The sequence below is a fragment of the Cerasicoccus sp. TK19100 genome (genome assembly GCF_027257155.1).
In the GTDB taxonomy this organism is placed as follows: domain Bacteria; phylum Verrucomicrobiota; class Verrucomicrobiia; order Opitutales; family Cerasicoccaceae; genus Cerasicoccus; species Cerasicoccus fimbriatus.
The window spans coordinates 432,400-447,536 of sequence record NZ_JAPWDU010000003.1 but is presented as its reverse complement, the minus strand read 5'-3'; the positions used below and the strand labels follow the sequence as shown (position 1 = coordinate 447,536).

Sequence of the window (15,137 nt, the reverse complement as noted above, 5' to 3'; positions counted from 1 at the left end):
GCTGGCGGAAAGTTCACGCAAAAAGCACTCCAGCCCCATTGCGGAGCCGCTTTGGGGCATTAATGCACAGGCCAACCCCACAGGCGGGGTAGCAACTGTTGCAAGTAAATCAGAAATACAATGCCCACGAAGAGAGAGATCTGCCGGTGGCGTGGCTCGCGTGAGTCGCGGTAAATAGCCCGCCCACAGTAAGCCAGCGATATAAATCCCGTAATCAGCAGCAGGGCAGGGGAGCAAAGCACCGGATTCCCTGAGCCCCAATAAAAGGCAAAGCTGACCATGATGTAGAGGCTCGGTGCAAGCATCGCAGGAAGAAACCACTGATTAGGCCGGGGCGTCAGCGGGAAAGGATGCTTCGTGGCAACTGCATTCATGTTAATTACAACCTAAACCGTAATATAAAGAAACGGCAATTCAAAAGCGTTGAATTTGCCGTTCTTTATGAGGGGATTACCGGAGGCAGTTATTCCCCCTTTTCGGCATCCAATTCGTCTTCAACATCGTCAGAGCCGATGGTATCACCGCCATGGACTTCGACCTTGCCAAGAATCGTGTCCGTAATCTCCTGCATTACCTCGGGATGCTCGCCCAGATATTCCTTCGCGTTTTCACGCCCTTGGCCAATCAAATCACCCTTATAGCTGATCCAGGCACCCTTCTTTTCGAGCAATTTATGCTCGATACCGAGGTCCAGCACAGAACCAGTGCGCGAGATGCCCTCGTTATACATGATGTCGAACTCACACTCAGTGAAGGGCGGAGCCACCTTGTTTTTCACGACCTTCAGGCGTGTGCGGTTACCAATAACGACACCGTCGGTGGCCTTGATCTGGCCAATGCGGCGGATGTCCATGCGAATGGACGAGAAAAACTTCAATGCGCGGCCACCTGGCGTGGTTTCCGGGCTACCGAACATGACGCCGATCTTTTCGCGTATCTGGTTGGTAAACAGGCAGATGCACTGCGTGCGGTTAATGGCGGCCGTCAGGCGGCGCATGGCTTGGCTCATCATACGGGCCTGCAGGCCCACAGTGGAATCGCCAAACTGGCCATCCAGCTCGTTCTTGGAGACAAGCGCGGCAACCGAGTCGATCACGATCACGTCGACCGCGCCAGAGCGGATCAGCGTTTCGGTGATATTAAGCGCGTCTTCACCGGATTCCGGCTGAGCGACCATCAGGTTTTCCAGGTCCACACCCACGACCTTAGCATAGCGGGGATCGAGCGCGTGCTCGACGTCGACGAAGACCGCGTTACCACCTTGGCGCTGGCATTCAGCGATCACGCTCAGACAGAAAGTGGTCTTACCCGACGACTCCGGACCGTAGATTTCGCAGATGCGGCCCTTGGGCAAACCACCCACACCCAGCGCCAGATCGAGGGCAACCGAGCCGGTAGAAATCACATCAATGTTCTTCTTGGCGGATTCCCCAAGCTTCATGATGGCACCATCGCCAAATTGCTTGTTGATGGCGGAAATTGCCAGATCGAGCGCTTTATTGTCGCGTTTGTCGGGAGTGGGAGCGGATTTTGTGGATTTCTTTGCGGCCATGAGTGCTAGTCGGTTCTTTATTAAAGTTGATTATTCAGGAGAAAATCAGGTTCAGTGGGAAACGCAAGTTCATTATGCGTTATTGTTCACATATTTTTATGTGCATTAGTTTTTAGGGCTAATTCAGTGCGTGCGGCTTGCGAACGAAGTAGACCGTCGGTGCCTGAATCAGCGCCGTGAACAAAAGGAGGCTCTGAAAAGCGGGGGGTGCGATCTTTTGCCCGGCACCCGCAGCGAGCATGTAGAGGAACATCAGATCGACGACCATCAGGAAACCGAAGCCGAGCGTTAGCACGCAAAAGATGATAAACAAAGGCTTCCAGGCTTTTGGGCTTTGAATACGGCTCCACGGCAGCATCAGCATCACCCCAAAAATCATAAAATACAGCGCCTCCAACTCCAGCAATCCTCCCGGTGCCTGGCCCATCCATCGCGAAGCGTTAAACGGTATCCATCCGATGAGGAAGGCACCCGTTGCCACGCCGATCGCGCGGGTGTAGCGCAGTCCTTTCAGCGTTTGCTCGGTTACTTCTCCTGGATTTGACATGCTGGTGGTAGACATCGTGGGGTTCGCGTTCACGCTTACAGCAGAACACGCTTTGCGAAATCCTCAACCACAACCTGCAAGCCAGGCCCATTTTTCGTCGGTGACAAGTATTCCCTAGTTTCGCAAGTCTCACTTTCCAAACCAGGACAAATCGCTTAATGAACACCCATGAAAAACAAAATCACCCCCTGCTTATGGTTTGATGGCGATGCGGAGGAAGCCGCCGAATTTTACGTGAGCCTGGTTCCGGACTCCCGCATCGAAAGCAAATTTCGCTCCCCGACCGACACGCATAGCGGGCCGAGCGATTCCGTGCTTACAGTGGATTTCACCTTGGCCGGCCAGCGCTACGTAGGCCTAAACGGCGGTCCAATGTTTAAGTTCAGCGAGGCGGTTTCGTTTCAAATTCATTGCGACAACCAGGAAGAAGTCGACCGAGTCTGGGACGCACTCCTCGACGGAGGCCAGCCAATGGCATGCGGTTGGATAAAAGACCGCTGGGGGCTCACTTGGCAGATCGTCCCAACTCGCTTACTGGAGCTAATCAACGATCCGGACTCCGCCAAAGCCAAGCGCGCGATGGAATCAATGATGACGATGATGAAAATCGACATCGCCGAGCTGGAAAAAACCGCCAACGGCGAGAAGGCCTAAAGCAAAGCCATAGCCACGTTTTCACTTTCGACGAGACCCGATACATGCAACACCGCGCAAAATCGAATAATCTCGTCGTTTGATCTAAGGGCATTTTGTCCCGTATTTTATTTTTCTATATCATTCGTCAGTTTTTAGCTGCGCGCTTCGATTTCGCTAATCGCCCACAGGGCATGCTCTGCCGCGAGTGCATCATCGGATGCGGCGACCTCGCGCAAGCTGGGCAAATCATCCGCTTCGCCAATATTCCCCAACGCGACGCATACATTGCGACGCCAACGACTCAGGCCGGCTCGCTTGATCGGTGTGCCGGCAAAAGTTTCGGCAAAATCATCTTCCGTCCACCGGAGCATCTCCGTGAGATCGGGGTAGGGCCGGGCTGCGAATTTCGTTTCCTGCGTTTGCTTGGCCCATCGGTTCCACGGGCATACATCCAGGCACTCGTCGCACCCGTAAATACGGTCGCCCATCGCGCGACGGAATTCCAGGGGAATGGCCCCCTTGTGCTCAATGGTCAGGTAGGAAATGCAGCGACGCGCGTCTAACTGATACGGGCCGACAATCGCGTTAGTCGGGCAGGCGTCGATGCAGCGCGTGCACTTGCCACAGTGTGAGCGCGCCGGTTCGTCAGCAGGCAGCTCAAGCGTGGTGAAAATGAATCCGAGGAAAAGCCAGGTGCCGTTGTCTTTGTTTAGCAGGATGGTGCTTTTGCCTTGCCAGCCAAGGCCCGCGGTCGCCGCGATCGGTTTTTCCATCACGGGCCCAGTGTCGACATAGGGGCGTTGCGCGCTGCCAAACTCTTCGCGCATCGCGCGGCAAACGCGTTTTAGCTTCTGCGTCATCGCCTTATGGTAATCTTTGCCGAGCGCATATTTGGCAATACGTCCGCGGCGCGGCGGGTCCGGCTGGTAGTAATTCAGACCCACACAAATGATGCTTCGCGCCTCCGGGATAATTTGCTCCGGCTCGAGGCGGCGGTCGTTGTTGCGCTCCAGCCAAGCCATCTCGCCATGCTGCCCGCCGGAAATCCACTCCAGGTAATAGCTGCGCCGCAGCTCGACATCCACCGGGGCCACGCCAAAGGCTTCGAAACCTTCGGCTTCGACCAATCCGCGGAGTCGCTCTTTGTGTTCGGTGGACATGGCGGTGAAGCTTAAAGGAAAAAGGTTAAAGGAAAAAGGGAATTCACACATTATTCAATGCCGGCCAGCGAATTAACTTTGCATTGCAAAGTTTAAAGGATGTATAAAAGCACGGACTTAAGTCGCAAAGCCCTAAGCCGATGTTATATATATACCCATGATTTGGATTGCCCTCACCGTTCTGAGCGCAGCCGCGGTGGTCTTTCTCACCCGTGCCTATAAGCGCAAACAATTTTTCCTCAGCATTACTGACATGGAAAAGTACGAGCGCGAAAAGCCCTTGTTTAAGTAAGCTTCCCGATTTCCATAAGTTATCAAAATGAATTTCGCTCGATGATTTCTAAGATAACTATATGCGTGAAAAACGCGGCAAGTCAGCGTAAGTTGACGTGAGTGAAGCCCTTGACCGCAAAAGATTGGCCGCGGATAGCGCTGCCGGGTAGCCGTGTTTTTATCGGCAGTGGCGCCGCCTGCCCGCAGGCCTTGGTCGCACATATGTTGGCGGCGCAAAACACCCTGGCCGATATCGAGCTCGCCCACATTCGTACCTACGGGCCCACGCCTTGGATCGACGAAAAGCGCCGCGACACCTTTAAGGCTAATGCGTTTTTCATGGGGCCGGGTATTCGCGAAGCGGTAAACGCGGGGGTCGCCGACTATACGCCGTGTTTTTTAAGTGAGTTGCCGTCCCTGTTTCTGGAGGGCGTAGTGCCGCTGCGCGCAGCACTAGTCATGGTCTCCCCGCCGGACAACCAGGGCTACTGCTCGCTCGGCGTCAGCGTGGATGTCGTCCATGCGGCATGCCGGGCGGCGCAGGTTGTCGTCGCGCAGATTAACCCCCGCTTGCCACGCACGTTTGGCGAAACCTTCCTGCATGTGAGCGAGATCGACTACTGCCTGGAGGCGGAAGCCGAGCTCCCGGAGTGGTCTCCCGATGAGGAAGACGCCGCTGTCGCCGATAAAATTGGCGAGTACCTCGCCCAGCTCGTGGAGGACGGATCGACGCTCCAAGTCGGCATTGGCGACATCGCCGATCGGGCAATCCGCGCGCTGAAGGACCACCGCCACCTGGGCATTCATACCGAGATGTTTAGCGACGGCGTGCGCGAGCTGATCGAAGCCGGCGCGGTGGACAACTCCCGCAAACAGCTCAATCGCGGGCATACAGTGGCGTCGTTTTGTGTGGGTTCGCGGGCGCTGTATGACTTCGTCCACGAGAACGCCCACATCAGTTTTCGCCCGACGGAATACACCAACAACATCGCGCAGATCGCCAAAAACCGCAAAGTGGTCGCCATCAACAGCGCCATGGAAGTCGATATGACTGGCCAGGTTGCCGCGTCCGTGCAGGGGAAATTTTACAGCGGCATTGGCGGGCTGATGGACTTTACCCGCGGTGCCGTGCTGAGCTCTGACGGCCTGCCGATCATCGCGCTGCCGTCGACCGCGCAAAACGGCGAGCGCTCCCGCATTGTGCCGTTCTTATCGCAAGGCGCGGGCCTGGTGGGCAGTCGCGCGGACGTCCATTTTGTCGTGACCGAGCATGGCATTGCCACGCTGCGCGGTCGCAATGTCCGGGAGCGCGCCTTGGAATTAATTCAGGTCGCCGATCCTAAATTCCGCGAAGAATTACTGCGCTCGGCGCGGGAAAGAAAACTCATTGCCGCGTATGAAAAAGTCGTTCCGCGCCCGGTAAAAGAAATCGGCGGCGTGGAATTTCAACGCATCCGCATTCAAGACAAGGACTATGTATTGCGCCCGCTGCACCCGTCTGACGAACGCAATTTGCAAGAGTTCTTTTATTCACACACGGCCGAGACGATTCAAAAACGCTATGGTTATAGCGTGCAACGAATGTCACGTGAACGCGCCAGTGAGCTCGTTGGCGTCAATCAGGAACAAGACCTGGCGCTGGGCGTTTTCGAGCGTCGTGGGCCCCGCCAGCGTTTGCGCGCCGTTGGCCGCTACTATCTGGAAGAAGATGAAAGCAGCGCGGAAGTCGCCTTTGTGGTAGATGAAACCATGCGCCGCCATGGCCTGGGCAGCCTCCTTTTAAAACGGATGATGTCCATTGCGCATCGCCGTGGATTACAGTGCCTATGGGCGCTCGTGGCCCCGGACAACATACCGATGCTGCGCCTGTTTGAGAAGTATCACGGCAAGCGCGTTGGAGGCATCTCCGATGGCATGGTACATATTCGCATTCCCGTTTCAGAATGTGAATAATGTTAAACTAGCGGAATAATTAATTCGCTATAGTTTAAAAAAACACTTGCACGCAGCATCCTGCGCCATTTGCATCTACATTCTACACAGTAAATAGATTTATAGATACCATGGAAATTGCCGACGAATTAAAAGCGCTTGAAGCGGAAAAAAAAGCTCTCGCTGCGCGCGAAAAAGAACTCAAGGAATTGGCCAAAGAACAAAAGGCCGCTGCTCAAAAGCTGGAACAGCTCTTTAAGTCCAGCGACTATGAAACGCCAAAGGCGCTCGTAGAGGCACTCATTGAGCACTTCGGTATTACCTTCCGTGGCCGTAAGAAGGGCAGCGTAAAAAAGAAGGCTGACGGCGCACCCCGCCGCCGCCGTACCAAGGTAACTGCTGAGCTGCGCGACGCGATCAAGGCTGAAGTCGAAGGCGGCACCTCGATGAACCAGGTCGCCAAGGCCCGCGAAATCAGCTACTCCGTCGTGTCCAAGATCTGCAAGGGCGAATACGACGCGATTTAATTTTCTCATCATACCCTCATTAAGCCCGGCATGGCGCGAGTCTGCCGGGCTTTTTGCTGCCCAAGTAGCTGACAGTTGCAGACTTGCCAAATGCTGATTGCTGGCATAACCTATGCTGAGACATCTATGAAATGAAGCTCGTGCAACCAATCTGTCGCGACGGGCTGACGAACAATGACCTAGCGTTTTTGCAGTCGGTCCTGGCTCCCGACGGTTCCGCCGTCGAGGCTCTGCTAAATTTACTCGCTGACCCGCCCATGCGGGACCAGCTGCTGGATGAACCGGCGGTTTTCCAAGCCGTGCTCGAACAGCCATTGCCGATCAACATATCGCCGCGCCTGTATTTTTACGTCCTCGTGCGCCATCGCTTCAACGAATGCGGCCTCGATGACCGCGGATTGGCCGACTATGTGGCCTCGCTGATGGCAAATTCCATGGCGCACTCCAGCCTGTTTCGCGCGGGCAGCGGCAGTGCGCGCCAAGCGGCGTTTTACGCGATGGACGAGATGGCCCACATACAGCAGGCCGGCTTCTGCGAGCGCTTCTGGCTGACCGTATGCCTGGCGGAGAAATCACTGGTCGTCACCGGCCTGTTCCGCCCGCATCTGGACTACCGCGCTGCTTATCGCGGCGCGCCGAACCTGAGCTATTATGAAAACATCGGGCAGTCGCACTACCGCGTCGCCGGCGACCATCACCTTGCCCAGGAGTATTGCCTGAGCGATTGCTATCAGGCCCTCGGCACCCGCTTCACCGAGGCGCGCCGCGCACTCAACTACGTCGCCGAAACGCTCACCTTCATGGGCCAGGACGGCCCCAACTGAAGGCAACCTCCGGTTGCATCGATAGATTTCGCCATTGGCGAAATGCGGTGAGGGCAGGGGGCTGGTTGGTGGGTTACCAGCGAGGCGTGGCGGCTTGCTTGTAAGCTGCGCCCTACCTCTAATTAGTTAGATAGGCCATTTGCACAATGTGCAAATCCGGATGCAAAGCATCCGACGGTGCAGACTTCGACAAGCTCAGTCGAGCACGGGACGCTGCACTAGGGGACGGGGACAAAGAGCTTGCGGACGTCGCGGCGGTGGATAAATGAGCGGGCATCGTCGTGCTCCATGCTGGCGCGCACCTGAGGCCAATCGCGGAAGCAGATAAACTCCTGGCGCGAAGCTTGTTTGTATTTACGAAAGATCGGCAGTAGATCTTGTGGGGCCTTGTCCGGCAGGCGATGGACCACATTGCCCGGGGCCGGGTCGAGCGAGATCCTGGAATTTCCCACGGACAGGCAATGCCCCTCGCGGTCGTAGCTGCAAAGTGCGCCGACTTTTACGTGGCCGGTCTCTGGTGCGTTTTTCTTGGCCACTGTCGCCAGCCCAACGATCTCGCCGCAGTCCGACAGGTAGATAATGCTACCACTGTCGTCCGGTGCGTTGGGCATCACTTGATAGCCGATCTCGCGAAAACCGGCCGCCATGAAAGGCTCACCAATTTTCTCCAAGACGCTTAGAATGTGCGGCGCAATATCGGTACGCTGCGCCTCGATCTCCTCATAACTTGTGGGCATCAGCTCCCGGCCTTGCGGCGGCATGAAACGCCCGATCACAAAGCCGAGCAATCCGTTAACCAATCCACCCAACCGCATCATTTCCCCAAAGGTGAGTGCGCGCAGGTTCGTCGCGTAGTAAGCAGGCGTTACCTTTTCCATAATCGTAGAGTAGCTGGATACAACCTAGGAAAACTACCGGCTATGCCAATAAAAAACCGCCGGGCGCGAACCCGGCGGTTTGGGAAATGATGGACTGGTTTGCCAGCGAGGCGTGGCGGCTTGCTTGTAAGCTGCGCCCTACCTTTAACTGAAGGCCTACCTGCCGCCGTTGCCCCTCAGCATTTGCACAATGTGCAAATCTCTGGGTGCAGCGGCACGCTGCCTTAGGCGTCGAGTTGGGGGCGGGCTGGGTCGGGCCAGTCGATGTGGAAGAACTTGCCGCGCGGCGTGTCGGTGCGCTCGTAGGTGTGGGCACCGAAGAAGTCACGCTGCGACTGCAGGAGGTTCTGCGGAAGGCGGGCGCTGCGATAGCTGTCGAAGTAGAACAGCGCGCTGCCGAAGCAGGGGACCGGGATGCCGTATTCGCAAGCCGTGGCAACGACCTTGCGCCAGCTGCCTTCGAACTTGGCAACGGTATCCTTGAAATACGGGTCGAGCAGGAGGTTGGCCAACTCGGGGTTGCCGTCGAATGCGTCGGTGATCTTCTGCAGGAAGCCGGCACGAATGATGCAACCGCCACGCCAGATCTGCGCAATTTCGCCGAAGTTGAGCTTCCAGTCGTATTCCTCCTGGGCGGCGCGCATCAGTTGGAAACCTTGCGCGTAGGAGCAAATCTTGGAGCAGTAAAGTGCGTCGTGAATGGCGTCGATCAGCGCTTGCTTGTCGCCTTCATACTTCTTGTTCGGGCCGGAGAGGATCTCGCTGGCGGCCACGCGCTCTTCCTTGATCGCGGATACGCAACGGGCAAAGACGGCCTCAGCGATGGTCGGCGAAGGCACACCCATGTCGAGCGCGCTGATGGAGGTCCACTTACCGGTGCCCTTCTGGCCAGCGGTGTCGAGCACGATGTCCACGAAGTCAGCGCCGGTCGCAGGGTCCTTCTGGGCGAGCACCTCAGCGGTGATCTCGATGAGGAAGGAGTCGAGCAGGCCGTCGTCCCACTTCTTAAAGATTTCCGCCATCTCCGGAGCGGAGAGGCCGAGGAGATTCTTCATCAGGTCGTAGGCTTCGCAGATCATCTGCATGTCGCCGTATTCGATGCCGTTGTGAACCATCTTCACGTAGTGGCCAGCACCGTTCTCACCAATGTAAGCGGTGCAAGGCACGCCGCCTTCGACGGGCTTGCCGGGGGCAGCGCCTTCGAGCGGTTTACCGGTCTCGGCGTCGACCTTGGCAGCGACCGCTTCCCAGATCGGCTGAAGTTCCTTGTAGGCGGATTCCTTACCGCCGGGCATGAGGCTCGGGCCGAAGCGCGCGCCTTCTTCACCACCGGAAACACCGCTGCCAATGAAGCGCAGGCCCTTGTCGTTGAGGTCCTTTTCGCGGCGGATCGTGTCCATCCAGTAGGCGTTGCCGCCGTCGATAATGATGTCGTCCTTTTCGAGCAGCGGGATGAGGCCGTCGATCACGGCGTCAGTCGCGCGACCGGCTTGCACGAGGATGATGATCTTGCGGGGGCGCTTGAGGCTGGCCACGAACTCTTCCAGAGTGGGGCTGCCGACGAGGCCACCGGGGGTGTCCGGGTGCTTAGCCACGAATTCTTCCATCTTGGCGGTCGTACGGTTGTAAACCGAGATCTGGAAGCCGTGGTCGGCGATGTTGAGCGCGAGGTTCTGACCCATGACGGCGAGGCCGATGAGTCCGATGTCGGAGCTTGCTTCTGGCATGATAAACTTACACGTGTTTGGTAGTGGGTGGAAATCGCGGCAAACCGCGTTAAGACTGACAGCGGGCCATTGTCACCGGCCAACCTGATTCTGCAATAAAAAAGCGCACCGCCCGCCCAGCACGCTGGCGTGAAAGCTTTTCATGACTTCGATGAAAGCGGCTAACTTCAGCGCGCCGAACGCATTACACATCCGCCGCGCAAAGGGGAAACGCCAGCCCCTGTCACCGCCCAGCGCCCTCCTCGATAAAGCTCAGCGTGCTGCGGCCATTGGCGGCGTGGATGCCGACGGTCGCGGAGTCATCGATCCGCTCGGGCAGCAGCTGGCCCCAGCCATGCTGGGGTTGATGTCGGGCTCCGTCTTGTTCGCCATGGTGGAGTCGCCGATCATGAAGATGGTTGTGAGCATAGACTCAAATTTTATTTCTTTGATATTAGCATTTCGATTTCAGCAGAAGAAAGTGTCAGTGGCGACGCATAATCACTTACATATTCTACTCGACGCTCATGGCTCCATTTCTGCCACTCACATTCTTGTATTCGAGCAACACCGAGCTTCACAGCTTTTAAGATACGTGGTCTTTGATTTTCCAACCACTTATCCCAATTTTGCCCATCCTTTTTCAGAGCCTGGAAGATGCTATCATAGAGAGCTGAAACAATTGAAGATGGACCAATATCAAAATCATTTGGATCGAGCGAAAACTTTGCCTCAATAAATACCCGATGGAGCGCAAGAAGTTCTGTTTTCGTATTAATGACAAAGAGAGGTTTCATTGAGATTGGAATAGGCCGCCGACGGCTTTCTTACAAATCCTTAACGACATCCGCGCTTGACGGACAGACAAGTCTGTCTAGTGTCGGTCGCTTCATGACCACCACCACCCAGTCCAGTCCGCGCGAGCGGATTCTGAACACGGCGATCGATCTGTTTTACCGGCAGGGCTATCAGGCCACCGGCATCAACCAGATCATTGCCGAGGCTGGCGTGGCGAAGGCGTCGTTTTACGCGAATTTTCCGTCGAAGGACGACTTGCTGCTAGCCTACGCCGAGGCGATCTCCGCCAAGGAAATGGCCGAAATGCGGGCGGGCCTGGCGACGCTCGACACCCCGCGCGACCGCTTTTACGGGCTCTTCACGCTCTTGCCCGGGTGGCTGCAGGAGTATGATTTTCGCGGTTGCCCGTTTCAAATCATTCTGGCCGAAGCCCCCTCGGGCGATGAGCGGCTGCACGCCGTGGCCAAGCGCCACCACGAGCTGATGATCGACCTCGCCCGCGAGCTCCTGGAGGACTACCAGGCGGCGAATCCCTCGCTCAAGCCGGTGGACAACGAGCAGTTGGCGCGTCTCTTCGTCGTGCTGATGGACGGTGCCATCGCCGCCGCCGTCGCCTACCGTGACAATTGGCCCATCGATCAGGCGGTGAAAACCGTCAAGAGCCTGGTCGAGCCTGTCGCCTACTAAAGGCGGCAACCCAGGGGCACCACTCCACTGCCTGTCTTTTTCATTCTCCCACAACAGACAGACCTGTCTGTCTATCTCTCAACTACGAAAACAACATGTGTAAAGTCTGCAATACGATAAGCCGCGATCTCCCCAAGCAGGAGGCCTTCGCGGAGAAATACCTGGGCATGCTCAATGGCGGCATGACCATGCTGATGATCTCCATCGGCCACCGCACGGGGCTGTTTGACGCCATGGCCGACGGTGAGTGGCGCACCAGCCAACAGCTGGCCGACGACGCCGGCCTCAACGAACGCTACGTGCGCGAATGGCTAGGCTGCCTGATCGCGGCGGAGATCGTCGAGCGCAACGCCGAGCTCTCCACCCATCGCCTGCCGCCGGAGCACGCGCACTGGCTCAGCCGCCAGTCGGCCAAGGACAACCTGGCCATCTTCGCGCAGTTTCTGCCGGTGCTCGCGGGCGTGGAAGACGACGTGATCGACTGCTTCCGCAACGGCGGCGGCGTGCCTTACTCGAAGTATCCACGCTTCCACGCCGTGATGGCGGAAGACAGCGGGCAGTCCATTGTGCCGATCATCGCCGATCAGGTGGTGGACCTCTTTCCCGGCTTGCGCGCGGATCTCGAGGCCGGCATTGAGGTGCTCGACATCGGGTGCGGCCGTGGCATGGCGCTGATCCAGCTCGCCGAAGCCTTCCCCCAGAGCCATTTCCGCGGCTACGACCTGAGCCTTGAGGCGCTCGACTTCGCCCGCAACCGCGCCATGGAAAAGGGGCTGGGCAACGTCCACTTCGAAGTGAAGGACCTCACGCACTGGCGCGAGCCCAAGACTTTCGACTGGATTACCGCGCTGGACGCCATCCATGACCAGGGTCGGCCCGACATGGTGCTGGCCAACATCCGCGAAGCGCTCAAGCCCGGTGGCCGTTTCCTCATGCAGGATATCGACGCCTCCTCCGAGCCCAATGACAACATCGGCCACCCGCTCGGCCCGTTGTTTTACGCGATCTCCTGCATGCACTGCATGACGGTTTCCCTCGCGCAGGGCGGCATGGGCCTGGGCGCGGCCTGGGGCGTGCAGAAGGCCCAGAGCATGCTCACCGAAGCCGGCTTTGACCAGGTGGACATCCACCGCTTCGAGCACGACATCCAAAACGCCTACTTCCTCATGCAGGTGTAAGCGCAGAACGTCGTTGCGCGAATATCAGCCCCCCGCGTCACCTGGCGCTGGGGGCTGTTTTATAGCCGTATCAGTGGATCAACTGGTCCCTATGCGCTTGATTATTCATGTATCAAGTCTGCATCATGTCCCCAAATGGCAACTTCCCCCAACGCGCATTCGCCGGCCTTCAAGTTATACGCAATCATCAGCCGGCTTCCCTGGCCCAAAAGCTTCACCGGGAAGCTGATGGTGGTGGCGTTTGTCGGGGTGCACATCCCACTCATCGCCACCGTCGGCTTTGCGGTCATTAGCATGCGCGATAATCCGTTTCCGGTGATGATCGTGATCACCTGCCTGCTGGCGACGCTGGTTGGCACCGGGCTCACGCTGCTGGTGCAGTCTAAGATGCTGGCCCCCGTCCGCCGCACCTCCGAAGCGCTCAAGGACTTCAACTCCAGCCGCAAAGCCCCGCACCTGCCCGTAAATTACGAGGACGAGGTGGGCGTGCTCATGGCCGAGACCCAACGCTGCCTCACGGCCCAGGCCGAACTGCTGGGGCTCAAGAACCGCTTTTTCCGCACACTTTCGCACGATCTGCGCTCCCCGCTGGCGAGCATCAACGATGCCTGCATGCTACTCAAACTCGAGGGCGACAACATGTCCGAAGAAGAGCGCAACGGCCTGCTGTCCGACATTGACGCGACCGCCCGGGAACAACTGGAGCTGATCCAGGGCCTGCTCCGCCTGGCCATCGCCGAGGGCAGCAGTGAAGCCGCCGCCAAGGAGCCAGTCGATGTCAATCAGCTGCTCAACCGCGCGGCCCACCAATCTGCGGCTGCAGCCGCGATTCGCGAGGTGAAGCTGGTGGTGCAGCCGCCGAAGGCCTCCGCCCTACAAGTGCTTGGCGACCAGCGTTTGCTCTCCCAGATCATCAACAATTTTGTCTCGAATAGCATCAAGCACACCGACGCGAACGGCAAGGTGATCATCTCCGCCGAATCGATTGAGGGCAAGGTGCGGCTGAAGGTCAGCGACGACGGCATCGGCCTGGACGAAGAGCGGGTTAAACGCATTCAAAGCGGCATCGGCCTTACCCCCTCTGAGGGGCTACGCGGCGAGACCGGTATCGGCCTGGGCCTGCAAATTTGCCACGACTGCGCCCGCCTGATGGGCACCCAGATACAAGTCGAGTCTACCCCCGGCAAAGGCAGCACCTTCTTTGTGGATCTGCCAGCGGCGTAGTGTTTACGACTGGAGGGCAACGCTCTGTCGTTGCCGCCACGTTTGGTCGAATAAGCACATAGTGATCCGCTCACTGCGCCTTAGCAAGTTCTAGCACTTGAATGTTTGCACGTTTGCCAGGTTCCGATTAATAGTACTTTACTGCCTGCCGCCTAACCAATACTCCTAAGTTCCGTCGAATCCCCGATCATCGCTTAACCAACCACCAAGAAATTACCCGGCGCTCCGTGTGCCACACTGCAAGCTGTTAGGTGAACGTTAGCATCACATAGAATACTATTAAAAGAGTAAAAAGGATCCGAACAAACAGCTGGCATCAATTCCTTTCGCGCTACGCGCTTCAGTCTAGAGACACCTAACCGTTGTGAAAGATAAGAAAATTCAGAAATCAATCAGTGAGCTAATCTTCGCTTTCATAGTATCGATCCCGTTCGCGGTTCCAATATCCCTTACCTTTCTTGGTATGGTAAAAAGGGACTTCCAGTTTGGACGGATAGTGCTAATATGCGGCATTGCATTAGCGTCTGGAGCTGGGTTTGTTTTGTGGAAGAAAGACAAAAGAGGATTTCGACTTCGCCTCTTGGCCTTGGGCATCGCATACACTACCTCGATTTTCATCATCTTCGGTACGCTCGGAATTATTCATTTCTATGGAGCGCGTTCAGTTAGCCCTATTGAATGGGTAGTATTCGCATTCAGCGCGTTGGCCATTGTCTTCATAAATCGAGTTATTAAATCACAACCAGTCGGCGTAGGCGACGGCTAACGCCGACGCCTAGCTCAAACGTTCAAATCGCACTCGATTAAACCCAGCGCTTCACCGCCTCGACGGAGTCAAAGGGGTTGCTGTTAAAGCAGATGTAGGCCTGTGGGGCGTAGCTGTGGATGACGTTGACCAGCTTTTCGAACAGGGAGAAATGGTCGGCGTCGCTACGGATTCCCGCGCCGACCAGCACCACGTCGGGCCGCTCAGCGAGCAGGGTCTTGATTGCCTGTTCGATGGCGGTGTCACCAGGGGCCAGGAGGCACCAGGTCGCTTCGTAGCCGGCTTCATCCATTTCGAGCACGACTTGCTTGAAGGCGGCCTCGAGCTTTTCTTCCGAAAGCTCGGGCCACATGTCAAAATTGGCCGCGGATGAGCGCAGGCCGATCATGGTAACTTTGGGCATTTCTTAGATGTGTGTCCGGGTGATAAGTCCGCAAAGCATAACGTGG

At 57.0% G+C, this 15,137-nt stretch carries 17 protein-coding genes; 8 read left to right on the top strand and 9 right to left on the bottom strand.

What is annotated here, in order from left to right; all coding sequences use genetic code 11:
• Positions 1-59: 59 nt before the first annotated feature.
• The 3 genes from O3S85_RS08475 to O3S85_RS08465 form a co-directional block, all read right to left on the bottom strand.
• On the bottom strand, positions 60-374 hold the full coding sequence (locus O3S85_RS08475; protein ID WP_269539573.1) for a hypothetical protein: 315 nt from the start codon (positions 372-374) through the stop codon (positions 60-62).
• An 89-nt stretch (positions 375-463) separates the two neighbouring features.
• Positions 464-1,552: a recombinase RecA gene (gene recA / locus O3S85_RS08470; protein ID WP_269539570.1), complete on the bottom strand. Its 1,089-nt coding sequence runs from the start codon at positions 1,550-1,552 to the stop codon at positions 464-466.
• Between the two features lie 118 nt (positions 1,553-1,670).
• Positions 1,671-2,114: a hypothetical protein gene (locus O3S85_RS08465; protein WP_269539567.1), complete on the bottom strand. Its 444-nt coding sequence runs from the start codon at positions 2,112-2,114 to the stop codon at positions 1,671-1,673.
• Positions 2,115-2,267: 153 nt separating this feature from the next.
• Here O3S85_RS08465 and O3S85_RS08460 point away from each other — a divergent pair, with 153 nt between their 5' ends.
• A complete protein-coding gene (locus tag O3S85_RS08460) occupies positions 2,268-2,753 on the top strand; it encodes a VOC family protein (RefSeq protein ID WP_269539565.1) in 486 nt (161 codons plus the stop codon).
• A 134-nt stretch (positions 2,754-2,887) separates the two neighbouring features.
• On the opposite strand, the gene queG is transcribed toward O3S85_RS08460, so the two are convergent.
• Complete coding sequence (gene queG / locus O3S85_RS08455; protein WP_269539563.1) at positions 2,888-3,895, bottom strand: tRNA epoxyqueuosine(34) reductase QueG; 1,008 nt, start codon at positions 3,893-3,895, stop codon at positions 2,888-2,890.
• 157 nt (positions 3,896-4,052) lie between these two features.
• On the opposite strand from queG, the gene O3S85_RS08450 reads away from it, so the two are divergent.
• From O3S85_RS08450 to O3S85_RS08435, 4 genes are all read left to right on the top strand, one after another.
• A complete protein-coding gene (locus tag O3S85_RS08450; RefSeq protein ID WP_269539560.1) occupies positions 4,053-4,187 on the top strand; it encodes a hypothetical protein in 135 nt (44 codons plus the stop codon).
• A 101-nt stretch (positions 4,188-4,288) separates the two neighbouring features.
• Positions 4,289-6,121 (top strand): GNAT family N-acetyltransferase, encoded by a 1,833-nt coding sequence (locus tag O3S85_RS08445; RefSeq protein ID WP_425499850.1) that lies wholly within the window; start codon positions 4,289-4,291, stop codon positions 6,119-6,121.
• Between the two features lie 110 nt (positions 6,122-6,231).
• Positions 6,232-6,627 carry a hypothetical protein gene (locus O3S85_RS08440; RefSeq protein WP_269539555.1) on the top strand — a complete coding sequence of 132 codons (396 nt, stop codon included), beginning with the start codon at positions 6,232-6,234 and terminating at the stop codon, positions 6,625-6,627.
• Positions 6,628-6,758: 131 nt separating this feature from the next.
• Positions 6,759-7,451, top strand: coding sequence for a hypothetical protein (locus O3S85_RS08435; RefSeq protein WP_269539552.1), 693 nt, complete (start codon positions 6,759-6,761; stop codon positions 7,449-7,451).
• A 218-nt stretch (positions 7,452-7,669) separates the two neighbouring features.
• Here O3S85_RS08435 and O3S85_RS08430 read toward each other — a convergent pair whose 3' ends face one another.
• The 4 genes from O3S85_RS08430 to O3S85_RS08415 all read right to left on the bottom strand — a co-directional run bounded on the left by O3S85_RS08430 (position 7,670) and on the right by O3S85_RS08415 (position 10,832).
• Positions 7,670-8,329: a hypothetical protein gene (locus O3S85_RS08430; RefSeq protein ID WP_269539550.1), complete on the bottom strand. Its 660-nt coding sequence runs from the start codon at positions 8,327-8,329 to the stop codon at positions 7,670-7,672.
• A gap of 224 nt (positions 8,330-8,553) precedes the next feature.
• Positions 8,554-10,056 (bottom strand): NADP-dependent phosphogluconate dehydrogenase, encoded by a 1,503-nt coding sequence (gene gndA, locus O3S85_RS08425; RefSeq protein ID WP_269539548.1) that lies wholly within the window; start codon positions 10,054-10,056, stop codon positions 8,554-8,556.
• Between the two features lie 252 nt (positions 10,057-10,308).
• Positions 10,309-10,464: a hypothetical protein gene (locus tag O3S85_RS08420; protein WP_269539545.1), complete on the bottom strand. Its 156-nt coding sequence runs from the start codon at positions 10,462-10,464 to the stop codon at positions 10,309-10,311.
• Between the two features lie 11 nt (positions 10,465-10,475).
• Positions 10,476-10,832, bottom strand: a complete 357-nt coding sequence (locus O3S85_RS08415; protein WP_269539542.1) for a hypothetical protein — start codon at positions 10,830-10,832, stop codon at positions 10,476-10,478.
• Between the two features lie 94 nt (positions 10,833-10,926).
• Here O3S85_RS08415 and O3S85_RS08410 point away from each other — a divergent pair, with 94 nt between their 5' ends.
• The 3 genes from O3S85_RS08410 to O3S85_RS08400 all read left to right on the top strand — a co-directional run bounded on the left by O3S85_RS08410 (position 10,927) and on the right by O3S85_RS08400 (position 13,922).
• Positions 10,927-11,520 carry a TetR/AcrR family transcriptional regulator gene (locus O3S85_RS08410; protein ID WP_269539539.1) on the top strand — a complete coding sequence of 198 codons (594 nt, stop codon included), beginning with the start codon at positions 10,927-10,929 and terminating at the stop codon, positions 11,518-11,520.
• 95 nt (positions 11,521-11,615) lie between these two features.
• Entirely contained in the window at positions 11,616-12,698 is a 1,083-nt protein-coding gene (locus O3S85_RS08405; protein ID WP_269539537.1) for a class I SAM-dependent methyltransferase, read from the top strand.
• A 135-nt stretch (positions 12,699-12,833) separates the two neighbouring features.
• Complete coding sequence (locus O3S85_RS08400; protein WP_269539535.1) at positions 12,834-13,922, top strand: sensor histidine kinase; 1,089 nt, start codon at positions 12,834-12,836, stop codon at positions 13,920-13,922.
• Positions 13,923-14,725: 803 nt separating this feature from the next.
• Here O3S85_RS08400 and O3S85_RS08395 read toward each other — a convergent pair.
• A complete protein-coding gene (locus tag O3S85_RS08395; RefSeq protein ID WP_269539534.1) occupies positions 14,726-15,091 on the bottom strand; it encodes a hypothetical protein in 366 nt (121 codons plus the stop codon).
• Positions 15,092-15,137: the final 46 nt, after the last annotated feature.